The sequence below is a fragment of the Acidovorax sp. AC410 genome, assembly GCF_979253235.1.
This window is the reverse complement of the sequence record NZ_CEEDCG010000001.1, coordinates 1490985-1513516: the sequence shown is the minus strand read 5'-3', so window position 1 is coordinate 1513516 and position 22532 is coordinate 1490985. Positions and strand designations below refer to the sequence as shown.

Sequence of the window (22532 nt, the reverse complement as noted above, 5' to 3'; positions counted from 1 at the left end):
CCTTCAAGACGCTGGTAGGCGTGGTCTGCATCGGCTCCATATGTAACAGATGCATGTGACCCGCCCGTGGCAGAAATTGAACAGCAAAAGCTGTGCCGCCCCGCATGGGGCTTACCCTGGTGGGGTATTGGTGTTACCAGCGCGCAGTGCCTGCACCATTCCAATGCACCATAGGCAAAGCGAAAAATGTTACATGTGGGTGACCGCTTACTTAGACGAGTCCACCTTGTAGTTGAGGTGGTCCAACGGCAGGCATGCAAAAGACCGCACGGTGTCAACGGTGCGGTCCTGGTGAAGGCCGAAGCGGCGAGCCGCTCCAGAAACGGGCGTCAGCGGCCCTTGAGATTGCCCTTGTCGTCGGCGATCACGATCTCCACACGGCGGTTCATGGCGCGGCCCTCGGGCGAGGCGTTGTCGGCCACCGGGTAGACCTTGCCGTAGCCACGCGCCGCGATGCGGCTGGTGTCCACGCCCCGCGCCACCAGCGCATCGCGCACGGCGCCGGCACGGCGTGCCGACAGTTCTTGGTTGTACACGTCCGAGCCCACGCTGTCGGTATAGCCCTCGATCAGCAGCTTGCGCTCGGGAAACTGCTTGAGGAAATCGGCCAGCTTGTCCAGGCGAGGCCCGGCTTGCGCAGACAGCTCGGCCTTGTTGAAGGCGAACAGCACGTCACCCAGGGTCACGAGCAGGCCGCGTTCGGTCTGCTGCGCCTCCATCTCGCGCAATTGCGCTTCGAGCATGCGCACGCGGTCCTGTGCGGCGCTGGCCTGGGCCAGGGCGGCATTGGCCTGTGCCTGCTGTTGTGCAGCGCGTTGTTCGGCGCTCAGGGCCTGGGCCTGGGCGATCTGGGCGTTGCGGGCCTGGGCGTCGGCACGCAAGCGCGCTTCGTCGGCCTCGCGGGTGCGTGCCTGCAGGCGGATGCGGTCGGCTTCGGAACTGGCGCTCTGGATGCTAGCATCGAGCATGCGTGCCCTCGCCGCATTGTTGGCGATCTCGGCGCGCTGGGTGGCGATATAGGCCAGGTGGTTGGTCTCGGCCTCATCGTGCTTGTCGGCCCAGAAACGGTCGGCACGGGCCAGGGCATCGCTGGCCTGTTTGAGCTCCAGGGGGGCGTATTGGGCCACCGCAGGGTCCGTGCCGGCACGGCTCACTGCCGTGCGGGCTTGCTCCAGTGCGGCGGACGGTGCGGTACTGGCGCAGGCGGCCAGCAGGCCCGCAGCGATCAGGCTGGTGGCCAGGGCAGTGGTACGGCGAAGAATGGGGTGCATGGTGGGTATTCCTTCAAGATTCGGGGTCACGGGGGCGTGACAGCAGGCGCAGTGGGGCTGAGGCGATCAGCGGGTGGGCGCGGCGCGGCGGTTGATTTCTTCCTGCAGCGCGCGGATACCGTCCTGCACCTGGGCCAGGCTGGCGGCATTGCGCTCGGCATCGGCGCGGGTTTCTGCCACACGGGCGTCCACTTCCGCCTCGGCGGCCAGGCGGCGGGCGGCGGTGTAGTCTTGCGCCCCCATGGCCTTCTCGGCGGCCATGAGCTTGTCGCGGGCACGCTGCAGTTCGACGGGTGCCGTCGCGGTCACGCTGGGTGCTGCGGACACGCGGGTCAGCGTGGTGCGGCTCACGGCCATCTGTTCCGTGGGCGGTGGCGTGGAGGAGCAGGCGGCCAGGGCGCCCAGGGCGAGGACGGCGATGGCAAGACGGATGGGTGCGGATGAAGGCATGGTGTTCTGAACTCCTGTGGAGGGGGATGGGATCTGCCCTCCCCGATGCCGGTATGCCGGGCGAGGGGGCGACCAGGAGACGGTGCTGGTACAGGTGCATTGTTCGTGCGGGGACCTTCAAGCCGCGTAGTCCCTGCCTCAGTTCGCCTGTGGGCCAGGTCTTACATCGGCTTACGTGTCAGGGGCCGCAGCGGGCCGCCGCAGGCCAGGGTCCCGCTGGCACCAGAGTCAGGGCAGGTTCTCGCGAAAGACCACCTGGCTGCGCGTGGTCTCCACCCCGGACAAGGCGGGCCGCCCGTCGCGCAGATTGGCGAAGATGCGCACGCAGCTGGTGATGGTGACCAGGGGGTTCTGCGTGATCACTGCGTCCATGCTGCCGTCGATGAGCTGGGCGCGCGTGTCGGGCGTCAGGCCATGGCCGATGAACACCACCTTGTGCTGCATGCCGCACTCCTGCAGTGCGCGGGCGATGCCGTCGGAGGCGCCACCGATGTTGTAGATGCCGGCCAGGTCCGGGTGGCGTTCGAGCAGGGTGCGTGTCTGGCGGTAGTTCTTCTCGGTGTCGTCGAGCCCCTCGCGCAGGCCGACCACGGTGAGCTGGGGGAACAGCTCTTCGAGCACGTGCAGGAAGCCGGCCTCGCGTTCCTGGTGCGCCGCATAGCGCAGGCTGCCCGCAACCAGCGCCACCTTGGCATCGCGCGCACCGATGAAGCGGCCGATCAGGTAGCCGGCTGTGCGGCCCGCAGCCCGGTTATCCAGGCCCACGTAGCCCACGCGCTGCGAGTTGCCCAGGTCCGAGATCACCGTGACCACGGGCACGCCGCGCCCGGCCAGAGTGGCCACGGCCTCGCGCACCTGGGGGTGCTCCAGCGCCATCATCACCAGGCCGTCGCAGCGCTTGCCATGGTGCAGCAGCGCCTGGGCCAGGGCCTCGGGGTTGAAGCTGTCCACCGTCTCGGCGCGGCACTTGACGTGGAAGGGCGCCCAGTGCTCCTGCGAGTAGCTGACCATGTCGCCCAGCATGGTGAGGAAGCGGCTGGTATTGCGCGGCAGCAGGAACATCACGCGCAGGGGCGCAGGCGCCAGCGTGGCGGCCAGGCCGTCCGCCGGCAGGTAGCCCAGCTCGCCTGCGGCCTGCACCACGCGCTGCGCGGTGGCCTGGCGCACGCCGCCGCGCCGGTTGAGCACCCGGTCCACGGTGGCAGTGGACACGCCGGCCCGTGCGGCGACTTCGGCCACGCCGGGCAGGGCGCGGCTCACGGCCGCCCTCCGAAACCATCAAAAACCATCACGTTTGGCGATTGGTGTATCACGGGCCCGAGGCTATCGTAAGTGCCTGCAGCGTGCCAGAGGGGCGCGGCCCAGACAAGGAACAATGATGGAGACAAACAACAAGCGGCTCACGGGCCGCGTGGCCCTGGTGTTCGGTGCCGGGTCCGACGGGGACGGCTGGGGCAATGGCAAGGCCGCGGCTGCGGCCTATGCGCGGGCCGGGGCCAGGGTGGTCGCCGTGGACCGCGATGGCGCCGCCGCCGAGGTGACGCGCGAGACCATCCGCAGCGAGGGCAATGAAGCCCTGGCCGTGCAGGCGGATGTCACGCAATGGGCCGATGTGCAGGCGGCCGTGCAGGCGGCCACGGATGCCTACGGCCGCATCGACATCCTGCACAACAACGTAGGCATCACCTCGCAGGGCGGGCCGGTGGAGACCAGCGAGGACACCTGGGACCGGGTGATGGCGGTCAACGTCAAGAGCATGTTCCTGACCTGCAAGGCCGTGCTGCCGCTGATGCAGGCGCAGCAGTCGGGCGCCATCGTCAACATCGGCGCGTTGGGCGGCGTGCGCTGGACGGGCTATGCCTATTGCGCCTACGCGGCGTCCAAGGGGGCGGTGAACTCGTTCACCCAGAGCGTGGCGCTGCAGTACGCGGCCCAGGGCATCCGTGCCAACTGCATACTGCCAGGCGTGATGGACACGCCGCACATCTACCGCCAGATCTCGGGCTTCTACGCCAGCCACGAGGAGATGGTGGCCGCGCGCCACAAGCTCTCGCCCACAGGGCGCATGGGCGATGGCTGGGACGTGGCCAACGCTGCGGTGTTTCTGGCCTCCGACGAAGCCCGTTACATCAACGGCGTGGAGTTGCTGGTGGATGGCGGCATGCATGCGCGGTGCAACTGAGCAGCGCCTTCAAATCAATCAAAAGCCATCACATTTTCGATTTGCGCGGGGCGCAGACCACCGATAAGGTCTGCCCTTGAACTAGTGTCCTGTCCCGCAAATAAATGCCAATAAAACCGCGTCTTTCACGCCAGGGGCGCGTTGCAAATCCTCGCGATAGCTACGGCTATCGCTGCGGTTTGCGCCTTGCCCCGGCGCGAAATCCATCGGCTTTATTTTTGGCATCTATTTACGGGACAGAACACTAGCCGCCCCGCGCGTGCCGATTCCAACGATTCCATAAAGACAGGAGACAAAGACCATGGCCCATTCGAATCACTCATCCTCGCGCCGCAGCCTGCTGCGCGGCCTGTGCGCGTTGCCCGCGGCATCGGTCGCGGGCGCCTGGCCGGGGCTGGCGAGCGCTGCTGCGCCGGAGTACAGCTTCAAGTTCGGCAACAACCTGCCTGTGTCGCACCCGCTCAACGTGCGCGCCAACGAGGCGGCGGCGCGCATCCTGTCCGAGAGCAAAGGGCGGCTCGAACTCAAGGTGTTCCCCAACAACCAGCTTGGCGGCGACACCGACATGCTCTCGCAGGTGCGCAGCGGCGGGCTGGAGATCTTCAATGCCGGCACCATGGTGATCGCCACGCTGGCGCCCATCAGCGCCATCACGGCCCTGGGCTTCGCCTTTGCCGACTACGAGCAGGTATGGAAAACGGTCGATGGCAAGCTGGGCGACAGCATCCGTGCGGCCTTTGCCAAGGTGGGCCTGTACACCTTCCCGCGCATGTGGGACAACGGCTTTCGCCAGGTGACCACCAGCACCAAGGCCGTCAACAGTGCGGCCGACCTGGGCGGCATGAAGATCCGCGTGCCCGTGAGCCCCATGGGCATCTCGATGTTCAAGGCGCTGTCGGCATCACCGGCGAGCCTGCAATTCAGCGAGGTCTACTCGGCCCTGCAGACCAAGGTGGTCGATGCGCAGGAGAACCCGCTGGCCATCGTGCAGACCGCCAAGCTCTACGAGGTGCAGAAGTTCTGCTCGGTCACCAACCACAGCTGGGACGGCTACCACATGGTCGTCAACGGACGCGCCTGGCGCGGCCTGCCGGACGACCTCAAGCTGATTTTGGGCCGGGCCTTCGATGAAGCCGGGCTGCAGCAGCGTGCCGACCTCGCCAAACTCAACGAGACGCTGCGCAGCGACCTCGCCACCAAGGGCATGGCCTTCAACGATGCCAACCCGCAGAGCTTCCGTGAGCAACTGCGCAAGGCCGGTTACTACACCGAGTGGAAGGGCAAGTTCGGCGACGAGGCCTGGGCGCTGCTGGAAGCCTCCGTCGGCAAGGTGTCCTGATGCTCGCAGCTGCCGTGTCCGCGCCCGTTCCCACGGGCTGGCGTGCCGCGCTCGGTCCCGTGGACCGGGGCATCGGCGCGGTGGTGGAGTCCGCTGCCGCGCTGCTGGTGCTGGTGGAGATCTGCCTGTTGTTCTGCGGTGTCGTGTCGCGCTACGTGTTCCATGCGCCGCTGGTCTGGTCCGACGAACTGGCCTCGATCCTGTTCCTGTGGCTGTCGATGCTGGGCGCGGTGGTGGCGCTGCGCCGCGGCGAGCACATGCGCATGACGGCCTTCGTGGGCAAGGCATCGCCGGCCACGCGCGCCTTTCTGGAGGCGCTGGCCATGGCCGCGTCGTTCGCCTTCCTGCTGCTCATCCTGCACCACGCGTACGAGTACGCGGCCGAAGAGGCCGTGATCGTCACGCCGGCGCTGGAGATCAGCAACGCCTGGCGCGCCTCGGCGCTGCCGGCCGGCATGGCATTGATGCTGCTGGTGTGTACCCTGCGCATGCTGCGCGAGGGCGGCCTGGCCGTGATGCTGGCGGCCGTGGCCACCGTGGGGGCGCTGGTGCTGGCTTTCTGGCTCGCGCAGCCGCTGTTCCCGCCGCTGGGCAAGCTCAACCTGGTGATCTTCTTCGTGGTGCTGGTGGCGGCCTGCGTGTTCTCGGGCGTGCCCATCGCCTTCTCGTTCGCGCTGGCCACCTTCGGCTACCTGGCGCTCACCACGCGCGCGCCCATGCTGGTGCTGGTGGGCCGGCTCGACGAGGGCATGTCGCACCTCATGCTGCTGGCCGTGCCGTTGTTCATCTTTCTCGGCGCGCTGATCGAGATGACCGGCATGGCCCGCGCCATGATCCAGTTCCTGGCCAGCCTGCTCGGCCATGTGCGCGGTGGGCTGTCGTACGTGCTGATCGGTGCCATGTACCTGGTCTCGGGCATCTCGGGCTCCAAGATCGCCGACATGGCGGCGATTGCGCCCGTGCTCTTTCCCGAGATGCAAAAGCGCGGCGCCAAGCCTGGCGACCTGGTGGCGCTGCTGTCGGCCACGGGCGCGCAGACCGAGACCATCCCGCCCTCCATCGTGCTGATCACCATCGGCTCGGTCACGGGCGTGTCCATCGCGGCGCTGTTCACGGGCGGCATGCTGCCGGCCGTGGTGGTGGGCGCCTGCCTGTGCGCCGTGGTCTGGTGGCGCTACCGGCGCGAAGACCTGTCGCAGGTGCAGCGCTTCGGCCGTGCGCAGATCGTGCGCTTCCTGGTCACGGCCCTGCCGGCCATCGCGTTGCCCTTCGTGATCCGCGCGGCCGTGGTCGAGGGCGTGGCCACCGCGACCGAGGTCTCCACCATCGGCATCGTCTACGCGGTGCTGGTGGGCCTGTTCATCCACCGCCAGTTCGACTGGCGCCGGCTGCGGCCCATGCTCATCGAGACCGCTTCGCTCACGGGCGCCATCATCTTCATCGTGGGCTGCGCCACGGCCATGGCCTGGGGGCTCACGCAGTCCGGGTTCTCGCACGACCTGGCCGAGGTGATGAAGCAGTTGCCCGGTGGTGCCTGGGGCTTCATGGCGGTTTCGATCATTGCCTTCGTGGTGCTGGGCAGCGTGCTCGAAGGCATTCCGGCCATCGTGCTGTTCGGGCCGCTGCTGTTCCCGATTGCCAAGGCCGTGGGCATCCACGAGGTGCATTACGCCATGGTCGTGATCTTCGCCATGGGCATCGGCCTGTTCGCTCCGCCTTTCGGCGTGGGCTACTACGGCGCCTGCGCGATCAGCAAGGTACATCCCAACGAGGGCCTGTCCCATATCGGTGGCTACGTCATGGCGCTGTTCGTGGGCCTGGTCATCGTGGCCGCGATTCCGTGGTTCTCCACGGGTTTCCTGAACAAGTAGCGCATTCCATCCATTCCCCTGGTCCGGCCCCGGGTGCGCCGGGCCCTCCTTCCCTTTCTGAAAGCAGCAAACCATGAGCCGATTCTTTGGTGAAATCCGCCAGGTGGCCTACCTCGTGCCCGACATCGAGGCCGCCATGGACTACTGGGCCAATGTGCTGGGCGTCGGGCCCTGGTACTACAACCCGCGCGTGCCGATTCAAAACTACACCTACCGCGGCGAGCGCCACGAGCCGCACAATTCCGTGGCCCTGGCCAATGCGGGCGGCGTGCAGATCGAGCTCTTGCAGACGCGCAACGACGTGCCTTCGATGTACCGCGACTTCCAGCAGGCCGGCCACGTGGGTGGGCAGCATGTGGCGTACTGGACGGAGGACTTCGACGCCGATCTGGCGCGCGCCGAGGCCGCGGGCTTCAAGGTCTGCATGAGCGGCGAGGTCGGCGAGAACGGCCGCTTCGTCTACTTCGAGGACGGCAAGCACCCGGGCCTGCACCCAGGCGCGCTGATCGAGTTGTCCGAAGTGGCGGGGCCCAAGGGCCGGCTGTTCACGCTGATCCGCGAAGCCGCCAAGGACTGGGACGGTAGCGATCCGGTGCGGCCTTTCCCCGACCTCAACACGCTCTGACCCCATGGACGCCCAGCATTTCGAAGCCCGCTACCTGATCGAGACGCCACTGGACCCGGCCCATGTGGCCGAGGTGCTCGCGGGCGAGCAGTCGTGCGGCACCTTCACGCGCGTGGAGGGCGAGACCGATGCGCTGCGCGATCGCGCGCGCGCCACGGTGGAATCCATCGAGGAGCTCGAATCCATGGCTGCGCCCAGCCTGCCCAATGGCTGGCTGGAGCGCCGCGCCGCGGCGGGCAAGCCGCTGCCCGGGCCGTTCCGCCGTGCGCGGCTCACGGTGCGCTTTCCGGTGGCCAATGTGGGTGCCAACCTGCCCACGCTGGCGGCCACGGTGTCGGGCAATCTGTTCGACCTGGGCGAGGTCACGGGGCTGCGCCTGGAGTCGTTGCACCTGCCCGCCGAATACCGCCGGCGCTTCGACATGCCGCGCCAGGGCATCGCGGGCACGCGCGCGCTCACGGGGGTGCAGGGGCGTCCGCTCATCGGCACCATCGTCAAGCCCAACGTGGGCTTGTCGGCCGAGGAGACCGGGGCGCTGGCCGCCCGGCTGTGCGCGGCGGGCGTGGACTTCATCAAGGACGACGAGGTCTGCGCCGACCCCGTGCATGCCCCGCTGCAGGAGCGCGTCAAGGCCGTCATGCGCGCCGTGCGCGCGCACCACGACCGCACGGGCAAGCATGTCATGGTGGCCTTCAACATCACCGACGAGACGGATGCCATGCGCCGCCATGCCGACCTGGTGCAGGCCGAGGGTGGCAGCTGCGTGATGGCCAGCCTCAACTGGTGCGGGTATTCGGCCGTGCAGACCCTGCGCCGCCACACACCGCTGGCACTGCATGGCCACCGCAATGGCTATGGCGCGCTGTCGCGGCATCCGCTGCTGGGCTTTTCGTTCCAGGCCTGGCAAACGCTGTGGCGCCTGGCGGGCGTGGACCACATGCACGTGCATGGTCTGCAAGGAAAGTTCTCGCAGACCGACGACGAGGTGGTCGAGTCGGCCCACGACACGCTGGCGCCACTCGCTCCGGGCCTGGATGACGCCGTGCTGCCCGCCGTGTCCAACGGGCAGTGGGCCGGCACCGTGCCGCTGACCTGGGAGCGCCTGCGCAGCACCGACCTGCTGTTCATGTCGGGCGGCGGCATCCTGGCCCACCCCGATGGCCCCGCAGCCGGTGTGGCAAGCATCCAGCAGGCCTGGGAAGCCGTCGCGGCGGGAATCCCCTTGGCTCACTTCGCCCGGCATGCACCCGAGCTGCAGCGCGCGCTCGGCTTCTTTGGCTCCAGGGTCTGAGCGCACCATGATGGCTGCATCCACTGCCCGCCTGGGCTGGTATGGCGACGACTTCACCGGAGCGACCGACACCCTGGCCACGGCCGCCCAGGCGGGGCTGCGGGCCCTGCTGTTCATGGGCGTGCCCACGGCTGCGCAGCTGCAGCGTGCAGGCCCGCTCGATGCCATCGGCATCGCCGGTGCGGCGCGCGCCATGGCGCCCGAGGCCATGCGTGCCGAGCTGGAGCCCGTGGGCCGCTTCTTCGCGCAGATGCGCGTGCCGGTGCTGCACTACAAGGTCTGCTCCACCTTCGACAGCGCGCCGCAGGTGGGCAGCATCGGCGTGGCCGTGCATACCCTGCGCCAGCACGTGGAGAACCGCTTCGTCCCCATCGTCGGCGGCCAGCCCAGCCTGGGGCGCTACTGCGTGTTCGGCCACCTGTTCGCCCGCGCAGGGAGCGAGCCTGTGGTGCATCGCATCGACCGGCATCCGACCATGAGCTGCCACCCGGTCACGCCCATGCAGGAGAGCGACCTGCGGCTGCACCTGGCCCAGCAAGGTCTGCAGCCGGTGCCGGGCATGGACTACCCGCTGTACGCCCAGCCGCTGGCCCGGCAGGAGGCAGCTCTCGATGCGGTGCTGGCGGCGCAGCCCGCTGCCGTGCTGATGGATGCCAGCCGGCCCGAGGACCTGCAGGCCGTGGGTCAGTTGGTTTGGCGCCGCGCCCAGCAGGCACGGCTGCTGGCGGTAGGGCCGAGCAGCGTGGTGCAGGCGCTGGCGACGCAGTGGCCGCATGCGGCGGCGGCTACGGCAGCGCCGTTGGCGGCCGCCCAGGGGCCTGTTTTCGTGCTGGCGGGCAGCCTGTCGCCGGTGACGGCGCAGCAGGTGCGCGCTGCGGTGTCCTACGAGCGGGTGTCTATCGACGTGGCCGCCCTGGTCCAGGGCGGCGATGCCGCTGCACAGGCGATGGCCGACCGCCTCGGTGCCTTGCTCCGGGCCGGCCACAGCGTGCTGGCCGTGACCGCGGGCAGCGCTGCGCAAGGTGCCACGGCGCACCAGGTGGCCGCGGCCGGCGGGCGGCTGCTGGCCCAGGTGTTGGCGCAGGTGCCGTTGCGCCGCATCGGCATTGCGGGCGGCGATACGTCCAGCCTGGCGGTGCAATCCCTCGTGGCCTGGGGTCTGATGTACGGGGCCTCGCTGTCGCCTGGCGTGGCACTGTGCCGCTTGCACAGCGACCACCCGGGGCTCGACGGCCTGGAGATCATGCTCAAGGGTGGGCAGATGGGGCCGGAAGACCTCTTCGAGCGGCTGCTGCACGGCGGCCCTTGAAGCCCTGCCGGCGCGCGGTGCAGCAGCTCACCCCGCAGTGGGGATCACCGGCATTGGGCCGCTTGCGCATAGCCCGAAAGGTCTCCAAGGCGCTGCAGCGGGGGGGTGGCCTGTGGCTGGTAGGCGTACACGCCCTTCACGTTGAGCGCCATCGACGCTGTATCGGCACCCAGGCAGACCGCGCCGTTGGCGTAGCAGCGCAGGTGGTACGGAGAGACCGTGAACGTGCCGGTCGGGGCGGTCAACAGCTGAGGAAAGGTTTTTTCGGCCCAGTCGAGCACGCAGTCGGTAAGGGGCGCGACGCCCGTACCCTGCAGAATGCGTCGTGCACCCACCGCACCATCGCTCAGCGGGACGATCAGCTGGGACAGCCGTGCGCCCGGCTCCGTCGGTGAAAAGCCCACCAGGGTCGAGCAACTCTGTCCTGGCTGGAGCACCGCATTGCTGCATCCGTCCGAGCCCGCAACGATGACAAAGTCGGATGCCGAGACAACAGGGCATCCCAGACCGGCACAGGTGGCTACCTCGGAGCCGTTGGAGGTCACGGGACCCAACTGCACAGGGAAGGTACTGCGGTTGACCACAAAGAAATACCGGATGGTCGACTTGTCGAGGAGAGGGGCTTTGCCGAAGCTGTATCCCGCTGGCGGGTCGGTGATCTCTACCTGGGCATGCGCCGACAGGCTGGCGAGCGAGAGCACGGCCATGGCGGCCAGGGATTTGAGCAGGGGTTGTGGGTTGGGAGGCATGGCTGTTCCTTGAGGGTGAAGTCAATCGACACAGCAGAGGGTGCCTGCCGGCGAGGCGTACGTCAAGCAGACAAAGGGTGCCGGACAGTGCGATATGTCACGCCAACAGCCGCTGTCTGTGCCATGGCATGCATTCATCTGCATGCGGGCAAAGAAAAAGGCCGGCCACCCTTGCGGGCAGCCGGCCTTTGTGTTGGCCAGGGCCTGGAGGCTTACTTGGCCACCACGCGCACCATTTCCAGGCACTTGTTCGAGTAGCCCCATTCGTTGTCGTACCAGCTGACGATCTTCACGAAGGTGCCATCGAGGGCGATGCCGGCGTCGGCGTCGAAGATCGAGGTGCGGGTGTCGCCGCGGAAGTCGGTGGCCACCACCTTGTCTTCGGTGTAGCCCAGCACGCCCTTGAGCGCGCCTTCGGACTGGGCCTTCATCTCGGCCTTGATCTCTTCGTAGGTGGCGGCGTTTTCCAGTTCCACGGTCAGGTCCACCACGGAGACGTCGCTGGTGGGCACGCGGAAGGACATGCCGGTGAGCTTCTTGTTGAGCGAGGGAATCACCACGCCCACGGCCTTGGCAGCGCCGGTGCTCGATGGGATGATGTTTTCCAGGATGCCGCGGCCGCCGCGCCAGTCCTTGTTGGACGGGCCGTCCACCGTCTTTTGCGTGGCGGTGGCCGCATGCACCGTGGTCATCAGGCCGCGCTTGATGCCCCACTTGTCATTGAGCACCTTGGCCACGGGGGCCAGGCAGTTGGTGGTGCACGAGGCGTTGGAGACAATGGCCTCACCCTTGTAGCTCGTGTGGTTCACGCCGTACACGAACATGGGGGTGTCGTCCTTCGACGGAGCCGACAGGATGACCTTCTTGGCGCCGGCGTCCAGGTGCTTCTGGGCCGTGACCTTGTCCAGGAACAGGCCGGTGGATTCGATCACCACGTCCGCGCCGACCTCGTTCCACTTCAGGTTGGCGGGGTCGCGCTCTTGCGTCAGGCGGATCTTCTTGCCGTTGACGATCAGGGTATTGCCGTCCACCGACACCTCGCCCTTGAAGCGGCCATGCACCGAGTCGTACTGCAGCATGTACGCCAGGTACTCGGGCTCCAGCAGGTCATTGATCGCAACGACTTCGATGTCGCTGAAATTCTGGATGGCGGAGCGCAGCACGTTGCGGCCGATGCGGCCAAAGCCGTTGATGCCAATCTTGATCGTCATTTCCAAGGTTCTCCAAACGTTAAGGAATCAGGGTTGACATTGCGCCGCCTGTGCGAATGTCGAGAGGTATCCCAGGCGCTGCACCGAGGGGGTGGGCTGCGTCTGGTAGAAGTAGACACTGGGCTGGTCGAAGGTGGGCACGGCCGTGTCGGCACCCAGGCACATCGTGCCGTTGGCATAGCAGCGCAGGTGGAAGGGCGATACGGTGGCCGTGCCGGTGGGCGTGGTCAGCATCTGCGGGAAGCTCTTCTCGGCCCAGTCGAGCACGCAGTCCAGCGGCGTCGATGTGCCGGTGCCGTGCAGCGGGTAGGTCGCCAGCGACCCGCCGGTGCGGGACTGGACGATGAGCTGGGAGATGCGCGACCCCGGGGCGGTGGGGGTGAAGGCCACCAGGGTCGAGCAGCCCTGTCCGGGCTGCAGCACGGCGTTGGAGCAGCCGTCCGAGCCAGCCGGGATCAGGAAGTCCCCCTGGGCCACAACCGGGCAGCCGATGCCGGCGCAGGTCGCCAGGGCCGCGCCGCTGGAGATCACCGAGCCCAGCTGCAGCGGCGCACTGCTGCGGTTGAACACCGAGAAGTACTGCGTGGCAAACGTGGCGTTGAGCGGAACCTTGCCGAAGTTGTGGTCGGCCGGCGGATCGGTGATCTCCACCTGGGCATGGGCCGACAGGCCGGCCAGCGACAGCACGGCCATGGCGGCCAGGGACTTGCGGGAGAACAGGGTCGGGATCATGGCAGCTCCTTGAAAAGGGGGACGTCAATGAAAACGACTAGCGTGCCGGCCACATGTAACGGCGTCAAGCATGCAAAGAGGCCGCAACGTGCTGTAAGTCACGCGAAACCTCTGCATATTTGCACAATGTTACGTTCCTGCTCCGCCGCGCCCTGTCAGCGGCCGCCCTTGAGCACGGTCTGAACGGTGGCAGCCACGTTCTCTTCGGTGAAACCGAAGTGCTTGAACAGCACGGGGGCCGGGGCCGATTCGCCGTAGGTGTCGAGACCCACGACTGCGGCGCAGCCGTACTTCCACCAGCCGTCGGTGACACCCATTTCCACCGCCACGCGGGGAATACCGGCGGGCAGCACGGACTTCTTGTACTTGGCGTCTTCGCGGTCGAAGGTGGTATTGCTGGGCATGGAGACCACGCGCACGGCGATCTTGCGGTCGGCCAGCAGGCGCTGGGCCTTCAGCGCCAGTTGCACTTCGGAACCGGTGGCGATGATCACGGCCACGGCCTTCTTTTTGAGGCCCACATCGGCGGGCTCGCTCAGCACATAGGCGCCGCGGCTGATGTCGCCCAGGTCGCGCTTGGGTGCGTAGGGCAGGTTCTGGCGCGACAGCAGCAGCGCGGTCGGCTTGTCCCTGTTGGACAGGGCCACACTCCAGGCCACGGCGGTCTCTGCCGTGTCACCAGGGCGCCACACGTCCAGGTTGGGGATCAGCCGCAGGCTGGCGGCGTGCTCCACCGACTGGTGGGTCGGGCCGTCTTCGCCCAGGCCGATGGAGTCGTGCGTGAACACGTGGATCACGCGCTGCTTCATCAGCGCGGCCATGCGGATGGCGTTGCGGCTGTAGTCGCTGAAGGTCAGGAAGGTGCCACCGTAGGGGATGAAGCCGCCATGCAGCGCAATGCCGTTCATGATCGCGGCCATGCCGAATTCGCGCACGCCGTAGTTGATGTGGCGGCCGCCGATCTTCTGGCCTTCGGCCACTTCGGTCTTGACCACGTTGCCCTGCATGTCGAAGCGCAGATTGGGCGTGCTCTTGGTGTTGGTCAGGTTGGAGCCGGTCAGGTCGGCGCTGCCGCCCAGCAGTTCGGGCAAGGCAGCGGTGAAGGCCTCCAGGGCCAGCTGGCTGGCCTTGCGGCTGGCCACGGTTTCGCCCTTGGTGTGGGCGGCGACCACGGTGTCCACAGCCACCTGGGCGAAGTTGGCCGGCAGATTGCCCTGCATGCGGCGCGTGAGCTCGGCCGCCAGCTCGGGGAAGGCAGCGGTGTAGGCGGCAAAGCGCTCATTCCAGCTGGCTTCGGCGGCCTGGCCGGTGTCCTTGGCATTCCAGGCACCGTACACGTCCTCCGGGATCGTGAAGGGCTCGTGGCTCCAGCCCAGGGCTTCGCGCGTCAGCGCGATTTCCTCGGCACCCAGGGGCTCGCCATGGGCCTTGGCGGTGTTGGCGCGGTTCGGGCTGCCCTTGCCGATGTGCGTCTTGCAGACGATCAGGGTGGGGCGCTCGGTCTGCTTCTTGGCGTCGGCGATGGCGGCGGCGACCTTCTCGGCGTCGTGGCCATCGATAGGGCCGATCACGTTCCAGCCGCTGGCCACGAAGCGCAGGGGCGTGTTGTCGGCGAACCAGGGGGCGACCTGGCCGTCGATGCTGATGCCGTTGTCGTCGTACAGGGCGATCAGCTTGTTGAGCTTCCAGGCGCCGGCCAGCGACACAGCCTCATGGCTGATGCCTTCCATCAGGCAGCCATCGCCCAGGAAGACGTAGGTGTTGTGGTCCACGACGGCATGGCCGTCGCGGTTGAACTCGGAGGCCAGCAGCTTCTCGGCCAGTGCAAAGCCCACGGCATTGGTGATGCCCTGGCCCAGCGGGCCGGTGGTGGTTTCCACGCCGGGCGTGATGCCCACTTCGGGGTGGCCGGCGGTCTTGCTGTGCAACTGGCGGAAGTTCTTGAGCTCGCCGATGGGCAGGTCGTAGCCCGTGAGGTGCAGCAGGGCGTACAGCAGCATGGAGCCATGGCCGTTGCTCAGCACGAAACGGTCGCGGTCGAACCACTGGGGGTTGGTCGGGTTGTGCTTGAGGTGGCGACCCCACAGGGCCACAGCCATGTCGGCCATGCCCATCGGGGCGCCGGGGTGACCGGAGTTGGCTTGTTGAACGGCGTCCATGGCCAGCGCGCGGATCGCGTTTGCCATTGGTTGGTTTTGCAGGGTGTTGGCCATGGAAAGAGCGGCTCCGGGTGGGGGAGGTTCAGGGGAAACCCGCTATTTTACCGGTGCCCGCCCCAGCGCCTGTTTCCATGCTGGTAAACACGTTCCTGTGCCTGGGTTGGCAGCCGATGCACTACAGTGCGGCTGATGCAAGGACTGCACCTCACCGCCGACCTCCATGGCTGCCGCTGCGCCTCCGAATGGCTGCTCGATCCCGCCGCCCTGGGCCGCGCCTGCACGAACGCCGTGCGCGCTGCGGGCCTGCAGCCTGTGGGCCAACTGTTCCATGGTTTCCCGGCCACCGCCCAGGGGCCCGGTGGGGTCACGGCCACGGTGCTGCTGGCCGAGTCGCACCTGTGCGTACACACCTGGCCCGAGCAGCATGCCGTGACGCTGGACGTCTATGTCTGCAACTTCGGCGCCGACCATTCGGGCCGGGCGCGCGCGCTCATGGATGCGCTGCTGGCCCTGTTCGAGCCCACCAGCGTGCAGCGCCATGCGCTGCAGCGTGGTGCCGTCTCCCATGGGGTGCCGGCATGAGCGCCGCCGCCCAGGTACCCGCCCTGCTGCTGGCCGCCGGCCGCGGCGAGCGCATGCGGCCACTGACCGACACCACGCCCAAGCCCCTCTTGCCGGTGCAGGGCCAGCCGCTGCTGATGTGGCACCTGCAAGCGTTGGCCGAGGCCGGTGTGGGGGAGGTGGTGATCAACACCGCCTGGCTGGGCGAGCAGATCGAAGCCCATTGCGGCACCACCTTCGGCACGCACCACTCGCGCCGGGGCAACCACCGCGTCGAGATCGCCTACTCCCGCGAGGGACGCGATTTCGGCGGCGCGCTGGAGACGGCAGGCGGTATCGCGCGCGCGCTGCCGCTGGTGGAGTCCGATGTTTTCTGGCTCGCGGCCGGGGACGTGTACGTGCCGGACTTCGTGTTCGACGCCCGGGCGGTGCAGGCCTTCAAGGCCAGCAGGCAACTGGCCCACCTGTGGCTGGTACCCAACCCGGAGCACAACCCGCGTGGCGATTTCGGCCTGTCGCCCGAGGGGCTGGCGCTGAACCTGCCAGCCGACGACCCGGCACCGCGCTACACCTACAGCACCATCGCGCTGCTGCATGCGCAGTTGTTCTTTACGCCCTGGTGCGATATTCCGGTGGGCAACCCAGGCGGCCTGAAAGCGCCACTAGCGCCGCTGCTGCGCCGGGCCATGGACGCGGGCCGCGTGGGCGCCTCGCTCTACACGGGTCGCTGGACCGACGTGGGTACCCCCGAGCGCCTGGCCGAACTCAACCGCTGAGCCCTCGTCGGGTCATTGGCTGGCCGCGGCCGCGTGGGCAGGCTGCACGGCAATGGCGGTACCGTTCTCGCAGGCACGCAGCAGCCATTCGCTGGGCCGAAAGCGCGCCTCGGGCCCATCGGGTGCGGGCTTGCCCACTTCCGCCTGCACATCGTAGGCAATGGGTGGCACCTGGAACACAGCCATCTGCCCCTTGCGGCAGGCCAGCGCCGGCACCAGCTTGTGCTCCACCCAGCCCTGGGTGTTGCTGTCGAAGCGGTAGACGGGGCCCAGCGTCTGGTCCTGCGCCAGCTCCAGGCGCAGGGGCGTGGTCTGCAGCGCGCTGACCCAGGCGCCGGCAATCTCCACGGGCTGCGCAAAGCGCACGGCTTCCAGCCCATGCAGTGCAACCGGCTTGCCGGGTTCGCCCTTGTCGAAGGGGTCGTTGCGGTTGACGAGGCTGCCCGCAGGGATCAGCAGTTCACCGTACTGGAAGTCCTGCGGCAGCACGAACCGCTCCCTGCTGGCACGCACGACGGCGCCGTCCAGCCGCGCCTGCCGGGCGCTGTTCGACAGGTACCACTGCAGCACGATCAGGGCATTGCACAGGACGGCCACGGCGCACAGCACCTGGAGCGCGCGCCGGGTCAGCAGCCACTTGTGCGGGACGTTGATCCAGCGTGCATAGACGCCATAGGCCAGCAGGGCCGCAGTCAGGACCAGGCCCAGCAAGGGCAGCAGCATCGTCAGGATGAAATTCAGCAGGGACGCAAGCAGGTTGAGCATGGTGCCCGAGTCTGCCACGCCCATGGCCAGAGCGGCCTGGCCTGCAGGGATTGGCGTGGCGCACAAGCCACGCGGTCTGTGCGGACAGCCTGGCCAGGTCAGGCGGTCCCTGTCGCAGCCAGCTTACTCGGCCGCGTGGCCGGCAGGCGCCTGCGCGGCCTGCGGGGGCGTGCCCAGCATGCCCGCCAGGCTGTGCGCCAGGCCGGTGATGCCTTCGTTGGACAGGCCGGCGTCCTTCATCACAGCGTCCACGATGGGCTTGGCGATCTGGTACTGCAGGGCCGAGTTCATGACCTGCTCGGGGAAGGTGCCCTGTGCCCCGTTGCCGCCCTGCCCCCCACCCTGGCTGCCCGAGCCGCCGGGCAAGCCACCCACCTGCACGATGCGGATCGAGTCGATCTTTTCCATGGGGCGCACGGCCTGCTGGATGATCAGCGGCAGTTGCTGCAGCAGCAGGCTGCGCACCTGCAGGTCCACCTGTGCGGCCGACAGCGTGTTGAGCGCCTCGTTCAGCGCGCGCTTGCCTTCGGCCTCGGCCAGGGCCGCCGCCTGGCGCGCGCGGGCCTCGATGGTGATGGCCTCGGCACGGTCCAGGGCGGCTTCCTTCTCGGCCGATGCCGACACCTTGACCGAGATGGCGCTCTGCTCGGCGTCCTTGGACGCCTCGATCAGCTGGATGTTCTTGTCGCGCTCGGCCACGGCCACCTGGCGCGCGGTGTTCACGGCTTCCTCGGCCTTCACGGCCTCGGCGCGCGCCAGGTTGGCGGCGGCATCGGCGTCGGACTGCTCGCGCGACTTGTTGGCGATCGCGATCTGCGTGTCCTGGCGCGCGATCTCCACCTGCTTGCGCTGCTCGGCGCGCTTGGTCTCGGTGTGGCGCTCGAGCTCGATCTCGCGCGTCTGGATCACCAGGTTCTTCTCGATCTCGGCGGCCTTGATCTCGCGCTCGGCTTCGATGCGCTTTTGGCTCACCTGGCGCTCGGCCTCGATCTTGGCGGCCTCGGCTTCGCGGCTGCGCTCTGCCTGCTGGGTGGCGATCAGGGCCGCCTGCTCGGCGCGGGTGTTCTCGATCTCGCGCTTTTGCGACAGCGAGGCGAACTCCTGGTCTTTCTCGATCGTGAGCTTCTGGCGCGTGGCCTCCAGGTCCTTGGTGCGCACCTGCACCTCGGTGTCCTGCTCCACGTCGTTGCGCTGCTTGCGGCGTGCCTCGGTCTGCTCGGTCAGGCGTGTCAGGCCCTCGGCGTCGAAGGCGTTGTTGGGGTTGAAGAACTGCTTGTCGGTCTGGTCCAGGCTGGTCAGCGACACGGATTCAAGCTCCAGCCCGTTCTTCTCCAGGTCTTCGGCCACGGCGTTCTGCACCGCCTGCACGAAGTCGCGGCGCTTGTCCTGCAGCTCCTGGATGGTCATGGTGGCGGCCGTGGCGCGCAGCGAGTCCACGAACTTGTCTTCCACCAGCGCCTTGAGCTCCTCGGGGCTCATGGTGCGCGCGCCCAGGGTCTGCGCGGCGATGCTCACGGCTTCCTCGGTCTGCTTGACGCGCACGAAGAAGGCCGCCGTCACATCCACGCGCATGCGGTCCTTGGTGATCAGGCTTTCCTTGGCGCGGCGCACCACCTCGAGCTTCAGGGTGTTCATGTTCACCAGCACGCGCTCGTGGAACACGGGCAGCAGGATGGCGCCGCCATCCATGATGACCTTCTGGCCACCCAGGCCGGTACGCACGAAGGCGGTCTCCTTGGTGGAGCGCTTGTACAGGCGCGCAAAGACGATGCCGATGGTCAGCAGCGCCAGCAGGGCAATGCCGGCAATGGCGCCCAGTTCGAACAGGTTGGTCATTTTCAGTGGCTCCCTCGGTTGGTGTTGGTATGTTGCTGGGAATGGGCTGCTACATCAACCCCGGGTGCGGGTTGGCAATGCAGCGGTAGAAGGCCCCGGCCTTGCGCACGATGAGGATCTGCGCGCCTTCATCGAAGACCTCGTCGTCCACATCGGGCTCCACCATCAGGTAGTGGGTGCGGCCGTGGGCGTCGCGCACCCGCGCCTGCGCCGCGAGACCGCGGCGTGCGGCCCCGGCAGAGACGACGCCGGCCCGACCGATCAGCGACATCTCGCTCACGGCCGAGGTCTCGTCGCGCGGGATGATGTGGGCGATCAGCGCGCCCAGGCTGCGCACCGTGGCCATGCCGGGCGCCACGGCCACCAGGCCCGCCAGCCACACAGGCAGGTAGCCGCCCAACAGGCCGTTGGCCACCTTTTGCAGGCTGTAGCCGAACACCGCATAGCCCATGAGGAACAGCACCAGCAGCACCAGCGAGGGCACCTTGCCGATGTACAGCCAGCCCAGCACCCGGTCCAGGCCGGTGTCGCCGTCGATATCGGGCAGCAGGTCATCGAGCCAGTTGCTCGGGCTCAGCGAGACCAGCATGCCCAGGCCCTCGATCAGCGCGATGCCAACGATGAGCGCAAAGGCCACGCCGAAGGGCCAGGTCTGCGGGGCGGTGAACAGGCCGACGATCACGGCTGGCCCGTCTTCAGGCGCGCCATGCGCTCGGCGATCTTGTGGTCGCGCACCAGGTCGTCGAGCTCCTTGAGCTTGGCGGCCTGGTCCAGCGTGTGGCTGCGGTCGGTGCCCGACAGGCCCGTCTGGCGTGCATACAGGCGGTCGAAGGCGCCGGTGACGGCATCCATACGGCTGGCGGCGCTGCCCGGGGGTGCTGCGGGGGCTTGCGCCGCACTGGCGCGGCTCTGGCGAAAGCCTTCGAGGGCATCGACCATCTCGCGCTGCTTGGCCAGCAGGGCGGCCACGTAGCCGGTGAGTTCGCTTTCCTGCCGGGCGAAGTCGGCCAGCGTGGTCTCCAGCACCGGAATCTGTGCCTCGATGTCGAGCTGGCGCGCCACGGCGGCACGCGCCAGGTCGTCGCGGCCGGCCGCCAGTGCCTGGTCGATCTGCTCCGCGAGCTTGCCGTGCTGCCCGTTGAGGTGGGCATGCTGCTGCTGGGCCAGGTGCCGGTTGGCACTGGTGCGGCCCAGCTCATGGCGCACTTCGCCGATCACGGTGTCGGCCTCGCGCAGGGATTGCTCCATCACCGCCAGCGGGGCATGGTTCTCCAGGTGGTCCACCAGCGCATGCACGCTGCCGGCAATGATGCGGCCTACGCGTGTCTTGAGCGAATCTGCCATCTCAGGCTCCTTTCGAAAGAGGGGATTGAATGGTCTGGGCCAGCTCCAGGGTCGCGGCGGCATGGCGCTGTACGACGCCTGGATCGTACGCGCTGGCCTGCGCGGTGGTTGCCTGGCGCAGCAGCATCTCACTGAGCGCAAAGCCCCGGCGCACCAGCAGGTCTTCGAGCCGCGCGGCTTCCTGCTCCGAGGCGGGTGCGTTGCTCACCACGATGGCCAGGCAGGTGGTGACATGGTCGAGCATGGCGTTGAGCACGTCCGAATGCCGGCCCGTCTGGCCCTCGGTGCGCACCAGGGATTCACGCAGCCGGCCCGTGATGTCGCGCGCCCAGGCATGGGCCGCCACATAGTCCAGGGCTCCGTCGTGGTGGCGCTTGAGCTGGCCTAGCAGCACGCGCAGCTTGTCGCTGTTGGTCGTGGCGCCTTCGACCTGCAGTTGGGCCAGCCAGAGGTAGAGGTCGCTGGGAATGCGGGCGGAGAGGGGCTCCATCGTGGTGGAGGTGGTGACCATGGCGTCCATCCGAAGTGGTGTTGAATGCGATAGTATTCATGTGAATACGTTTGTCAACATCACTTTGGGGCCACGGGTTTGGGAATTGTTTGCACGCCGGATGGCCTGCGGCACCGAGGGGCGGTGGATTCGCGATAAAAATAGCGGATGAACTCAACGTCCTCGCATTCCATCTATGCCCAGCGCCGCGCGCGCCTTGCTGCCCAGTTGGGTGCCGGGGGCATTGCCATCATCCCCACGGCACCCGAGTACCCACGCAACCGCGATACCGATTTTCTGTACCGCCACGACAGCTACTTCTACTACCTGACCGGTTTTGCCGAAGCGGGGGCTTGCCTGGTGATCACGGCCGAGGGGCAGAGCACGCTGTTCTGCCGCCCCAAGGACCTGGAGCGCGAGATCTGGGACGGCTACCGCCTGGGCCCGGATGCAGCGCCTGGTGTGCTCGGCGTGGACTCAGCCTACTCCAGCGCTGTGCTCGATGCGCAACTGCCCCGCCTGCTCGAGAACCGCCAGAGCGTGTGGTACCCGCATGCCATCCACAACGGCCTGGCCGCGCGTGTGGAAGGCTGGCTCAACGCCGTGCGGGCGCGGGTGCGCTACGGCGCGCAGTGCCCTGCCGTGCAGCAGGACCTGTGTGGGCCGCTCGACGAGATGCGCCTCATCAAGGACGCGCACGAGCAGGACATCATGCGCCGCGCCAGCCAGATCAGCGCCCAGGGGCATATCCGCGCCATGCAGCGCTCGGCCCGCATGCTGCGTGCCGGCGAGGACGTGCGCGAGTACCACCTCGACGCCGAGCTGCTGCACGCCTTCCGCGATGGCGGTTCGCAGTACCCGGCCTATGGCTCCATCGTGGCGGCAGGCGCCAATGCCTGCGTGCTCCACTACCGGGCCGATGCCGCACCGGTGCGCGACGGCGAGCTGGTGCTGATCGACGCGGGCTGCGAGCTCGACGGTTATGCCAGCGACATCACGCGCACCTTTCCGGCCAATGGCCGTTTCACCGGGCCGCAGCGCGCGCTGTACGACCTGGTGCTGGCCAGCCAGGTCGCGGCCGTGGACGCCACCCGTGCCGGCGCCCGCTTCAACGACCCGCACGATGCCACGATCGCCGTGCTGGCGCAGGGCCTTCTGGACCTGGGCCTGCTCGACGCCAACAAGGTGGGCACGGTGCAGGACGTGATCGACAAGCGTGCCTACTTCCCGTTCTACATGCACCGCACCAGCCACTGGCTGGGCATGGACGTGCACGACTGCGGCAGCTATGTGGAGCCTGGTGACGCCGACAAGGTGACCGAACGCAAGGATCCCCTGTCGGGTGAAACCATCCTCAACCGCCCGAGCCGCGTGCTGCAGCCCGGCATGGTGCTGACCATCGAGCCGGGCCTGTACGTGCGCGCAGGCGAGGGCGTGCCCGAGCAGTTCCACGGCATCGGCATCCGCATCGAGGACGACGCCATCGTCACCGCCACCGGTTGTGAGCTGATCACGCGCGGCGTGCCGGTGGACGCGGACGAGATCGAGGCGCTGATGCACGCCTGACGAGG

At 67.8% G+C, this 22532-nt stretch carries 21 protein-coding genes; 9 read left to right on the top strand and 12 right to left on the bottom strand.

Annotated features, from left to right (window positions below; translation table 11 throughout):
* Positions 1-329: 329 nt before the first annotated feature.
* The 3 genes from AC0IZS_RS07035 to AC0IZS_RS07025 form a co-directional block, all read right to left on the bottom strand.
* The gene (locus AC0IZS_RS07035; protein WP_471634969.1) at positions 330-1271 is read right to left on the bottom strand and encodes an OmpA family protein; all 942 of its coding nucleotides are present in this window, start codon (positions 1269-1271) and stop codon (positions 330-332) included.
* A 66-nt stretch (positions 1272-1337) separates the two neighbouring features.
* Complete coding sequence (locus AC0IZS_RS07030; RefSeq protein WP_179683045.1) at positions 1338-1721, bottom strand: DUF4398 domain-containing protein; 384 nt, start codon at positions 1719-1721, stop codon at positions 1338-1340.
* A gap of 228 nt (positions 1722-1949) precedes the next feature.
* Positions 1950-2981, bottom strand: coding sequence for a LacI family DNA-binding transcriptional regulator (locus AC0IZS_RS07025; RefSeq protein WP_471634968.1), 1032 nt, complete (start codon positions 2979-2981; stop codon positions 1950-1952).
* Between the two features lie 118 nt (positions 2982-3099).
* Here AC0IZS_RS07025 and AC0IZS_RS07020 point away from each other — a divergent pair, with 118 nt between their 5' ends.
* The 6 genes from AC0IZS_RS07020 (at position 3100) to AC0IZS_RS06995 (ending at position 10338) form a co-directional block, all read left to right on the top strand.
* A complete protein-coding gene (locus AC0IZS_RS07020; protein ID WP_471634967.1) occupies positions 3100-3903 on the top strand; it encodes an SDR family NAD(P)-dependent oxidoreductase in 804 nt (267 codons plus the stop codon).
* 301 nt (positions 3904-4204) lie between these two features.
* Positions 4205-5242 carry a TRAP transporter substrate-binding protein gene (locus AC0IZS_RS07015; protein WP_471634966.1) on the top strand — a complete coding sequence of 346 codons (1038 nt, stop codon included), beginning with the start codon at positions 4205-4207 and terminating at the stop codon, positions 5240-5242.
* Complete coding sequence (locus AC0IZS_RS07010) at positions 5242-7113, top strand: TRAP transporter large permease (RefSeq protein ID WP_471634965.1); 1872 nt, start codon at positions 5242-5244, stop codon at positions 7111-7113. Before AC0IZS_RS07015 ends, AC0IZS_RS07010 begins: the two co-directional genes overlap by 1 nt.
* 73 nt (positions 7114-7186) lie before the next feature.
* Positions 7187-7738, top strand: coding sequence for a VOC family protein (locus AC0IZS_RS07005; RefSeq protein ID WP_471634964.1), 552 nt, complete (start codon positions 7187-7189; stop codon positions 7736-7738).
* Positions 7739-7742: 4 nt separating this feature from the next.
* On the top strand, positions 7743-9029 hold the full coding sequence (locus tag AC0IZS_RS07000) for a ribulose-bisphosphate carboxylase large subunit family protein (protein ID WP_471634963.1): 1287 nt from the start codon (positions 7743-7745) through the stop codon (positions 9027-9029).
* Positions 9030-9036: 7 nt separating this feature from the next.
* Positions 9037-10338, top strand: coding sequence for a four-carbon acid sugar kinase family protein (locus AC0IZS_RS06995; RefSeq protein WP_471634962.1), 1302 nt, complete (start codon positions 9037-9039; stop codon positions 10336-10338).
* 44 nt (positions 10339-10382) lie between these two features.
* On the opposite strand, the gene AC0IZS_RS06990 is transcribed toward AC0IZS_RS06995, so the two are convergent.
* From AC0IZS_RS06990 to tkt, 4 genes are all read right to left on the bottom strand, one after another.
* Positions 10383-11087, bottom strand: a complete 705-nt coding sequence (locus AC0IZS_RS06990; RefSeq protein ID WP_471634961.1) for a hypothetical protein — start codon at positions 11085-11087, stop codon at positions 10383-10385.
* A gap of 212 nt (positions 11088-11299) precedes the next feature.
* Entirely contained in the window at positions 11300-12298 is a 999-nt protein-coding gene (gene gap, locus AC0IZS_RS06985; protein ID WP_471634960.1) for a type I glyceraldehyde-3-phosphate dehydrogenase, read from the bottom strand.
* Between the two features lie 27 nt (positions 12299-12325).
* Entirely contained in the window at positions 12326-13030 is a 705-nt protein-coding gene (locus AC0IZS_RS06980) for a hypothetical protein (protein ID WP_471634959.1), read from the bottom strand.
* 155 nt (positions 13031-13185) lie between these two features.
* Positions 13186-15243, bottom strand: coding sequence for a transketolase (gene tkt, locus AC0IZS_RS06975; RefSeq protein WP_471634958.1), 2058 nt, complete (start codon positions 15241-15243; stop codon positions 13186-13188).
* A gap of 135 nt (positions 15244-15378) precedes the next feature.
* Between tkt and AC0IZS_RS06970 the strand changes: the two genes are divergently transcribed.
* Both AC0IZS_RS06970 and AC0IZS_RS06965 read left to right on the top strand, forming a co-directional pair.
* Positions 15379-15771, top strand: coding sequence for an S-adenosylmethionine decarboxylase family protein (locus AC0IZS_RS06970; protein ID WP_471634957.1), 393 nt, complete (start codon positions 15379-15381; stop codon positions 15769-15771).
* Positions 15768-16526: a nucleotidyltransferase family protein gene (locus AC0IZS_RS06965; protein ID WP_471634956.1), complete on the top strand. Its 759-nt coding sequence runs from the start codon at positions 15768-15770 to the stop codon at positions 16524-16526. The genes AC0IZS_RS06970 and AC0IZS_RS06965 overlap by 4 nt, the downstream gene beginning before the upstream one ends.
* Before the next feature lie 12 nt (positions 16527-16538).
* Here the strand turns inward: AC0IZS_RS06965 and AC0IZS_RS06960 are convergent, their stop codons facing one another.
* Genes AC0IZS_RS06960 through AC0IZS_RS06940 form a run of 5 tightly spaced genes read right to left on the bottom strand, consistent with a single transcriptional unit; the run spans position 16539 to position 20982 of the window.
* Positions 16539-17357 carry a hypothetical protein gene (locus AC0IZS_RS06960; RefSeq protein ID WP_471634955.1) on the bottom strand — a complete coding sequence of 273 codons (819 nt, stop codon included), beginning with the start codon at positions 17355-17357 and terminating at the stop codon, positions 16539-16541.
* A gap of 57 nt (positions 17358-17414) precedes the next feature.
* A complete protein-coding gene (locus tag AC0IZS_RS06955; RefSeq protein WP_471634954.1) occupies positions 17415-19127 on the bottom strand; it encodes a flotillin family protein in 1713 nt (570 codons plus the stop codon).
* A 49-nt stretch (positions 19128-19176) separates the two neighbouring features.
* Positions 19177-19809 carry a YqiJ family protein gene (locus AC0IZS_RS06950; protein ID WP_471634953.1) on the bottom strand — a complete coding sequence of 211 codons (633 nt, stop codon included), beginning with the start codon at positions 19807-19809 and terminating at the stop codon, positions 19177-19179.
* Positions 19806-20471: a PspA/IM30 family protein gene (locus AC0IZS_RS06945; protein WP_471634952.1), complete on the bottom strand. Its 666-nt coding sequence runs from the start codon at positions 20469-20471 to the stop codon at positions 19806-19808. Before AC0IZS_RS06945 ends, AC0IZS_RS06950 begins: the two co-directional genes overlap by 4 nt.
* Position 20472: 1 nt before the next feature.
* On the bottom strand, positions 20473-20982 hold the full coding sequence (locus tag AC0IZS_RS06940; protein ID WP_471634951.1) for a hypothetical protein: 510 nt from the start codon (positions 20980-20982) through the stop codon (positions 20473-20475).
* Between the two features lie 147 nt (positions 20983-21129).
* Between AC0IZS_RS06940 and AC0IZS_RS06935 the strand changes: the two genes are divergently transcribed.
* On the top strand, positions 21130-22527 hold the full coding sequence (locus tag AC0IZS_RS06935; protein ID WP_471634950.1) for an aminopeptidase P N-terminal domain-containing protein: 1398 nt from the start codon (positions 21130-21132) through the stop codon (positions 22525-22527).
* The last annotated feature ends 5 nt before the right edge of the window (positions 22528-22532 follow it).

Excerpts from the sequence above, each read along its gene's own strand:
- AC0IZS_RS06995 (WP_471634962.1), top strand. The coding sequence starts at position 9,037 with ATGATGGCTGCATCCACTGCCCGCCTGGGCTGGTATGGCGACGACTTC.
- AC0IZS_RS06980 (WP_471634959.1), bottom strand. The coding sequence starts at position 13,030 with ATGATCCCGACCCTGTTCTCCCGCAAGTCCCTGGCCGCCATGGCCGTG.
- AC0IZS_RS06955 (WP_471634954.1), bottom strand. The coding sequence starts at position 19,127 with ATGACCAACCTGTTCGAACTGGGCGCCATTGCCGGCATTGCCCTGCTG.
- tkt (WP_471634958.1), bottom strand. The coding sequence starts at position 15,243 with ATGGCCAACACCCTGCAAAACCAACCAATGGCAAACGCGATCCGCGCG.
- AC0IZS_RS06945 (WP_471634952.1), bottom strand. The coding sequence starts at position 20,471 with ATGGCAGATTCGCTCAAGACACGCGTAGGCCGCATCATTGCCGGCAGC.
- AC0IZS_RS07005 (WP_471634964.1), top strand. The coding sequence starts at position 7,187 with ATGAGCCGATTCTTTGGTGAAATCCGCCAGGTGGCCTACCTCGTGCCC.
- AC0IZS_RS06970 (WP_471634957.1), top strand. The coding sequence starts at position 15,379 with ATGCAAGGACTGCACCTCACCGCCGACCTCCATGGCTGCCGCTGCGCC.
- AC0IZS_RS06965 (WP_471634956.1), top strand. The coding sequence starts at position 15,768 with ATGAGCGCCGCCGCCCAGGTACCCGCCCTGCTGCTGGCCGCCGGCCGC.
- AC0IZS_RS06935 (WP_471634950.1), top strand. The coding sequence starts at position 21,130 with ATGAACTCAACGTCCTCGCATTCCATCTATGCCCAGCGCCGCGCGCGC.
- AC0IZS_RS06940 (WP_471634951.1), bottom strand. The coding sequence starts at position 20,982 with ATGGTCACCACCTCCACCACGATGGAGCCCCTCTCCGCCCGCATTCCC.
- AC0IZS_RS07030 (WP_179683045.1), bottom strand. The coding sequence starts at position 1,721 with ATGCCTTCATCCGCACCCATCCGTCTTGCCATCGCCGTCCTCGCCCTG.
- gap (WP_471634960.1), bottom strand. The coding sequence starts at position 12,298 with ATGACGATCAAGATTGGCATCAACGGCTTTGGCCGCATCGGCCGCAAC.
- AC0IZS_RS07010 (WP_471634965.1), top strand. The coding sequence starts at position 5,242 with ATGCTCGCAGCTGCCGTGTCCGCGCCCGTTCCCACGGGCTGGCGTGCC.
- AC0IZS_RS07000 (WP_471634963.1), top strand. The coding sequence starts at position 7,743 with ATGGACGCCCAGCATTTCGAAGCCCGCTACCTGATCGAGACGCCACTG.
- AC0IZS_RS06990 (WP_471634961.1), bottom strand. The coding sequence starts at position 11,087 with ATGCCTCCCAACCCACAACCCCTGCTCAAATCCCTGGCCGCCATGGCC.
- AC0IZS_RS07015 (WP_471634966.1), top strand. The coding sequence starts at position 4,205 with ATGGCCCATTCGAATCACTCATCCTCGCGCCGCAGCCTGCTGCGCGGC.
- AC0IZS_RS07035 (WP_471634969.1), bottom strand. The coding sequence starts at position 1,271 with ATGCACCCCATTCTTCGCCGTACCACTGCCCTGGCCACCAGCCTGATC.
- AC0IZS_RS07020 (WP_471634967.1), top strand. The coding sequence starts at position 3,100 with ATGGAGACAAACAACAAGCGGCTCACGGGCCGCGTGGCCCTGGTGTTC.